Below are 6,506 nucleotides of genomic sequence, written 5' to 3'. Positions count from 1 at the left end.
GGGGCAAGGTGCGCAAAGCTTGATCGGGATCAGCTGGCAAGGGCGAGCAAGCGGGCTGATCAACAGGGGGATGACCAGCCCGGGGGACTCAGCGGTGCAGCTCGCCGGCGCGCTCCGGCTGATAGACCACTTCCAGAATTTCGACCTCGATGGTGCGACCGGCCGGGCCTGGCCAGGCGATGCTGTCGCCCACTTTCAGGCCGAGCAGGGCGCTGCCTACCGGCGCCAGTACCGAGATGTTGCTCTCGTCGCCCTTGGCATCGCGCGGGTAGACCAGGGTGAGGCAGAACTCGTTGCCGCTGCTCTGCATCTTGAAGCGTACCTTGCTGTTCATGGTGACCACGTCCGGCGGCATGTCGGCTGGTTCGCGGATCTCGGCGCGGTCCAGCTCCTCTTGCAGGGCCAGATGCTGCGGGTGGTTGCCGAGCAGTTGTTCAATACGGTCCAGATCAAGGCTGGAGATAACCAGATGAGGTTGTTTCATAAGATATTCCTTATCAATAGCGGATAGGCCCATACCGGCGGGTGCAGGTTGGCCATCACGCAAAGTGTTACAAAAATGGATTCAACAGGTTCAATCGATTGAAAATGCCATGCCCCCAAGCGACTCGCGGCCGAAGGAGCGAGGCGGGGGCTCAGCAGGGTGTGAGCAAATGCGAGGAAATAGCGAGTATTTTCATGGGGCTACCATAACCATTCTGGCTGGCCTTGGCAACCGCGATTGAGTGACTACTCAGGAGCCTGATAGTTGTACTGACGGATGATCCGCGTGAGCGAGCCATCACGGCGCATCTCGTCGATTACGGCTTGCCAGCGCTGCGCCTGTTTGAAGGGGAAATCCTTATGAGCGGCCAGGAACAGTTGGGTGTTCATTAACACTTCCCCGCGAACCAGCTGTTGTGATGAGCGTTTGTCTTGTTGTTGGGCATACAGGATGACATTCCATGCGGCGACCCAGGCATCAATGCGACCGCGATGGAGTTTATGAGCGTTTAGTTGCTCATCTGCTACTGTCTCTCCCCGGATCCCGATGCGTTGTTTGAGTAGGTGTTGACCAAACGAGTAGCGCAGCACGCCCACATCAAGGTTCTTCAAATCGCTGCTTTTCAGTGCTTTTGGGTGAAACCGGCGATCGCTGACGATCAAAAACTGTTCATCGAGGATGGGCGTTACCCACTGATAGAGGTGCTCTCGCTGACTGCTTCGCACGGGCGGTATCATCAAGACATCGGGGCGGTGAATTGTCTGGGTCAGTGCACGTGGAAGTGGCATCAGCTCGATAGTAAGCGGCTCGTCTAGACGGCGGGCTGCTTCCTCCATGATCTCGATACCCACCCCGCTGGGTTTACCATGGGAGGACTGAATGACGTAAGGGGGCAGCTCGGCCGCCACCAGCACAATAGCCTGGGCACCGGTGTTCACCAGCAATAACAGTAGGGCAAAAAAGGGCAGGCAGAGAGCGCGCATCAAGGTCGTGAGCCAGAGTCGAATATGCAGAGTGTAACATTCCTGCCTGCGTTGTCGTTGTGCCCGCTGAGAGGTTGGGATCTCAGTCGAAGAAATCCCGCAGATCGCGCACTTCGTAATCAGCGAGTTGCTGCCAGGGGAGCTGAGCAGGCAGCTTGCGCAAGGTCACCTCCATCCGGTAGCTGCGATAGCCATCGAGGCTGGCCGATTCGACCACCAGCGGGATCTGCCACTGACTCGACCAGAGAATGCGGGTTCGTTGCTGCCCTTCGCGTTTTTCATACCAGCGGGCCTGCTCGGGGGCGGCCTCATCCAGCGGGGTCATCCCCTCGATCAGCCCCGGGTTGACGAGATGGCGGATCCGCGGCCAGTCGGGCTTGAAGGCCACCTGGCCATACTCTTCCACCGGCACTTCAACCAGCTGGTTGTGCCAGCTGTCGGCATAACGCAGTTGCAACTCACCTTCATCACTGCGACTGACCCAGCGGGCTGCCATCTGGTGGGTAAAGTGCTTGTGGCCGGGGGTTGCGTCGTGAGTGGCGTGATAGGCACGGGCAAGGGGGAGGGGAATGAGCCGCTGGCTCCACACCTGATTGCCCACGCGCAGCCACTTCTCTTGCCAGACACTCTCTCTGGCGATGCCATCGCTGCCGGTGTTCCGGTCGTGATAGCTGATCCGGGCGGCGAGGTCCGGGGGCGTGTCGTCAGCATGCAGGGGGAAGGCGAGGGTGCTGCCAAGCAGCCATAACGAAAGCAAAAGTCGCATCATCATCTGTCGCTCGAAAGAGCCGGGGCCCGGGCCGCTGAGTCGATTGCTCAGATGCACCCAGGCCCCTGCTGCTTACAGGCCGAGCGCCTCCCGCAGTTTGCCAAACACCTTGGTGTTATCCAGCGTGCCTTTGAAGCGGTTGCTGCCGGCGCCATCGGCAAACAGCATCACATCGCCGCCTCCGTGGGTTTCCGATGTCAGTTTGACGCCGGTCTCCTGCAGATAGTCATTAGCCATCACCTGATCGCTGGTGAGGACCGGGCGTACATCGGGGCGGTTGGGGCCGTTACCGAACACCAGGGTGGTGAAGGGCTTGCCATCCACGTCGTTCTGGGTCGAGCCATCGCCATTTTTCACCAGATCCAGCACCGGATTGCCCTTGGCGGAGTAGCCGTTAATGGTCATGGTGTGGTCATGGTCGGCGGTGACCACGATCAGGGTATTGTTGAGATCCACTTTACCCAGCGCCGTCTTGACCGCCTCATCCAGTGCCACCGCGTCGGTGAGCGAGCGCTTGGCGTTGGTGCCGTGCAGGGCGTGATCGATCCGGCCGCCTTCTACCATCAGGAAGTAACCCTGACTGTTTTTGCTCAGCAGATCGATCGCCTTGGCGGTCATTTCGGAGAGGGACGGCTGGGTATTGGCTGCCCCCTTGGCGACCCGATCCAGCTCGTAGTCGAGGTGGGATTTACTGCTGAACAGGCCGAGCACCTTGCCGCTGGTGACCTTGGCCAGTTCACTTTGAGTGGTGACATAGCTGTATCCCTGTGCCTTCATCTCGGTGGTCAGGTCGCGGTTGTCATTGCGACCGCCCTTGTTGCTGGCGCTGTAGGGGGTCCAGTGGTTGGCACCACCACCCATCAGCACATCGACCCCATCCTTGAGGGCACTGTTATAGCCAGCGCCCCCAGGAACGGCCTGTGCGGCGATGTCATAAGCGGCATCCCGATGGCAGATGTGGGCGTAGGTGGCCGCCGGGGTAGCGTGGGTCAGCTCGGTGGTGGTGACGGCTCCGACCGATTTGCCTGCCGCCTTGGCCAGCTCCAGGATGGTGGGTACCGGCTTGCCGTTATCGCTGCTGCAATTGTTGACGGTTTTGTTGCCATTGACGTCTTTGCCGGGGGCGACGGCTTTGGTGTCGCTGCTCATGGCGATCACCTCGTTGTTCATCTTGACCCCGGTGGTGTAGGCCGCCATGGAGGGGGCCGAGTCGGTGGTCTGGGCATCGTTGGAGAAGGTCTTGATGCGGGCACTGCGCGGCAGTTTCATCATCTCCAGATTGCCCTCTTCCCCCACCTTGAACAGGCGGGTGGCGGTGAGCACGGTGGGGCCCATGCCATCACCGATAAAGAGAATGACGTTTTTGGCATCACCGGCTTGTGCCTGGGAGGTTGCGCCCAGCGCACTGAACAGGGCGGCGCAGACCAGCGTGTGCTTGATGGATGTGTTCATCTGTTTGCTCATGAAAGTGCTCCTTACAGCTTGGCCGCAGCCTTGATCTTGCCGAACACGGCGGTGTTATCGAGTGAGCCATGGAAGCTGTCAGCCCCCTTGCCGATGGCGCCGAGGAAGACATCGGTGCCGCCGTGGGTCTCATTGCCGATTTCGCCTACCTTGACCACCACTTCCTGGTGGTAGTCATTGGCGGAGACGGTGGCATCGTCGAGCGGGGCGACGCTGCTGCGCGGGCCATCCACCCGGTTGTAGCCGTTGCCAAAACCTATGATGGTGTAGGGCATGCCCTCGCTATCCTTGCTTGGCTCGCCAGTCTCGTAGTTCTTCACCAGCCCGAGTACGCCGGGGTTGTCGGCGGTGGTCTTGCCGGTGCGCTTGGCATAGCCGTTGAGCACGAGCGTGTGGTCGTGGTCGGCGGTGACCACGATCAGGGTGTTTTTCAGCTCGGGGTCGCTCTTTTTTACCTCGTCGATGGCGGCCTTGATGGCGTTGTCGAAGGCGATGGTGTCCTGCAGCGCCCGCTTGGCGTTGGTGTCGTGCAGGGCGTGGTCGATGCGACCCCCTTCCACCATCAGGAAGTAACCCTTCTCTTTGCCCTTGAGCTGCTTGATGGCGGCCAGGGTCATCTGGGCCAGTGACGGCTCGCTGGCGGGACGGTCCAGGTCATATTTCATGTGGCTGGAACCAAACAGACCCAGCAGCGGTTTGCCCGCATCGGCCTTGTTCAGCTCATCCAGATTGCTGGCAAACTGGTAGCCCTTGGCCTGCATTTCGCTGATGAGGTTACGGCCATCCTCCCGCTTGCCCTTGTCGGCTTTGGGCAGGAAGAAACTGCTGCCGCCACCGAGCACCACATCCAGTCCCTCCTTGAGGGCGCTGTTGTAGCCTTTGCCGCCCGGTACCAGCTGGACGGCGATATCTGCCTCCAGATCCCGGTTGCAGATATGGGCATAGGTAGCCGCCGGGGTGGCGTGGGTTACCCGGGTGCTGGTTACCACACCGGTGCCGCGGCCATCGGCTTTGGCCAGCTCCAGCAGGGTAGTCACTGGCTTGCCGGCGCTCTTGCTGCAGTCGCTCTCATAGGTGGCGTCGCCGTCCATGCTGATGACGCCGTTGTTGCTCTTGACCCCGGTCATGTAGGCCGCCATGGAGGGGGCCGAGTCAGTGACCTGGGCATCGTGGGAGAAGGTCTTGATAAAGGCCGTCTCTGGCAGGGTATCGATGGTGAGATCACCCTCTTCGCCGACACCGTAGATGCGGGCCGCCGTCAGGGTGTTGAGGCCCATGCCGTCACCGAGGAAGAAGATGACGTTGGTGGGTTGGGCTGCGGGCTTGGTCGCCACCGTGTCATTGTCTGATTTGCAGCCGGCAGCCAGGGCGGCGCCGATCATCACTGCAAGTCCTGCCATTTTTCTCATTGGGGTTCGCTCCTTGTAAAACCTGAGCGCAGCCTAGAGGGGGCAGATGACACTTTTACTGACTATCGGTGACGGTTGTGTGAAAAAGTGATGAAAATGTTACACTATATCAATGTGTTATCTATCAATTGAGCCAGTTGGTCCGGTCGCTTCCGGCAAGGTTGCTCCACCTCGGCGGTTTGCTGATTTGATGAGGTGATGGTTAGAATGACCTGTCAAAAGAGGCCCGCAGCAGGTAAAATGCGCCCCCTTCGTTCGATGCCCGCGGCAGAGCGCCTGTTGTTCCATGCGCCCGCCCGCAGCCCCCACAGAGAGTAACGGATATGTCCATCAACTGGTTCCCCGGTCACATGCACAAGGCCCGCAAAGAGATTGCCGAGGTCATGCCCCAGGTCGATGTGATCATCGAGATGCTCGATGCCCGCATCCCCTTCTCCAGCGAAAACCCGCTGGTGCCCGAGCTGCGTGGTGATACCCCGGTGATCAAGGTGCTGAACAAGGCGGACCTGGCCGATCCGGCGATCACCGATCTGTGGGTGGCGCACATGGAAAAAGAGAAGGGGATCAAGGCGCTGCCGCTGACGCAACAAGAGCCGGAGAAGATCAAGCAACTGCTGACTCTCTGCCACGAGATGTTGCCGGAGCGCAATTTTGAGCTGCGCGGCGTGCGGGCGATGATCATGGGGATCCCCAACGTGGGCAAGTCCACTCTGATCAATACCCTGGCCGGGCGCATCATCGCTCGCACCGGCAACGAGGCGGGGGTGACCAAGTCCCAGCAGCGGATCAAGCTGGATAACAACGTTATCCTGACCGATACCCCGGGTTTTCTCTGGCCCAAGCTCAACCCGCCCTCCTGCGGTTATCGTCTGGCCATCACCGCGGCCATCAAAGACACTGTGTTCGACTATGCCGATATCGCCATGTTCGCCGCTGACTACTTCATCAAGGCCTATCCGGAGCGGATCAAGGCGCGCTACCAGATTGATGAGTTGCCCGAGACCGAGATCGAGCTGCTGGAGATGATCGCCCGCCAGCGGGCGTTTATGCGCAAAGGGGGGCTGGCCGACTTGCACAAGGCGTCCGAGATCCTGATTAACGAGTTCCGCTCCGGCTTGCTTGGCCGCATCTCGCTGGAGACGCCGGAGATGGTGAGCGTCGAGATTGTCGAAGCCGCCGCAGAAGCCGAGCAAAAAGCCAAAGAGAAGGCCGAGCGGGAAGAGGAGCGTCAGGCCCGCGCCCGTCGCAAGTACGCCCGCAAGCGTCAGAAATAGTTATCCTCAGGCGTCCCGAGCTTGCCTGACAACGAGCGAGCTTGTTTGACCGAGATGACGAAACACGAAGAGGCGACCCTAGGGTCGCCTCTTCTGTTTTATCTGGTGAAGTGCCCGCCCACT

The 6,506-nt window shown here is 60.0% G+C and carries 6 protein-coding genes; 1 reads left to right on the top strand and 5 read right to left on the bottom strand.

Features of this window, described 5'->3' with window-relative positions; genetic code table 11:
• Positions 1–88: 88 nt before the first annotated feature.
• From rnk to AB5Y92_RS08755, 5 genes are all read right to left on the bottom strand, one after another.
• Entirely contained in the window at positions 89–484 is a 396-nt protein-coding gene (gene rnk / locus AB5Y92_RS08775) for a nucleoside diphosphate kinase regulator (RefSeq protein WP_005334070.1), read from the bottom strand.
• A 245-nt stretch (positions 485–729) separates the two neighbouring features.
• Positions 730–1,467, bottom strand: coding sequence for a substrate-binding periplasmic protein (locus tag AB5Y92_RS08770; protein WP_368177756.1), 738 nt, complete (start codon positions 1,465–1,467; stop codon positions 730–732).
• An 82-nt stretch (positions 1,468–1,549) separates the two neighbouring features.
• On the bottom strand, positions 1,550–2,236 hold the full coding sequence (locus AB5Y92_RS08765; protein ID WP_368177757.1) for a hypothetical protein: 687 nt from the start codon (positions 2,234–2,236) through the stop codon (positions 1,550–1,552).
• A gap of 72 nt (positions 2,237–2,308) precedes the next feature.
• Complete coding sequence (locus AB5Y92_RS08760; protein ID WP_139406456.1) at positions 2,309–3,700, bottom strand: alkaline phosphatase; 1,392 nt, start codon at positions 3,698–3,700, stop codon at positions 2,309–2,311.
• Between the two features lie 11 nt (positions 3,701–3,711).
• Positions 3,712–5,109: an alkaline phosphatase gene (locus AB5Y92_RS08755; RefSeq protein WP_005334065.1), complete on the bottom strand. Its 1,398-nt coding sequence runs from the start codon at positions 5,107–5,109 to the stop codon at positions 3,712–3,714.
• 323 nt (positions 5,110–5,432) lie between these two features.
• Between AB5Y92_RS08755 and ylqF the strand changes: the two genes are divergently transcribed.
• The gene (ylqF, locus tag AB5Y92_RS08750; protein WP_005334061.1) at positions 5,433–6,383 is read left to right on the top strand and encodes a ribosome biogenesis GTPase YlqF; all 951 of its coding nucleotides are present in this window, start codon (positions 5,433–5,435) and stop codon (positions 6,381–6,383) included.
• Positions 6,384–6,506 lie beyond the last annotated feature (123 nt).

Source organism: Aeromonas sp. R1-1, from assembly GCF_040908495.1.
GTDB lineage: Bacteria > Pseudomonadota > Gammaproteobacteria > Enterobacterales > Aeromonadaceae > Aeromonas > Aeromonas veronii.
This window is presented reverse-complemented; position numbering and strand designations above follow the sequence as displayed.

Bases quoted from the DNA above. Each gene is read 5' to 3' on its own strand.
- AB5Y92_RS08760 (WP_139406456.1), bottom strand. From the start codon at position 3,700: ATGAGCAAACAGATGAACACATCCATCAAGCACACGCTGGTCTGCGCC.
- ylqF (WP_005334061.1), top strand. From the start codon at position 5,433: ATGTCCATCAACTGGTTCCCCGGTCACATGCACAAGGCCCGCAAAGAG.
- rnk (WP_005334070.1), bottom strand. From the start codon at position 484: ATGAAACAACCTCATCTGGTTATCTCCAGCCTTGATCTGGACCGTATT.
- AB5Y92_RS08770 (WP_368177756.1), bottom strand. From the start codon at position 1,467: ATGCGCGCTCTCTGCCTGCCCTTTTTTGCCCTACTGTTATTGCTGGTG.
- AB5Y92_RS08765 (WP_368177757.1), bottom strand. From the start codon at position 2,236: ATGATGCGACTTTTGCTTTCGTTATGGCTGCTTGGCAGCACCCTCGCC.
- AB5Y92_RS08755 (WP_005334065.1), bottom strand. From the start codon at position 5,109: ATGAGAAAAATGGCAGGACTTGCAGTGATGATCGGCGCCGCCCTGGCT.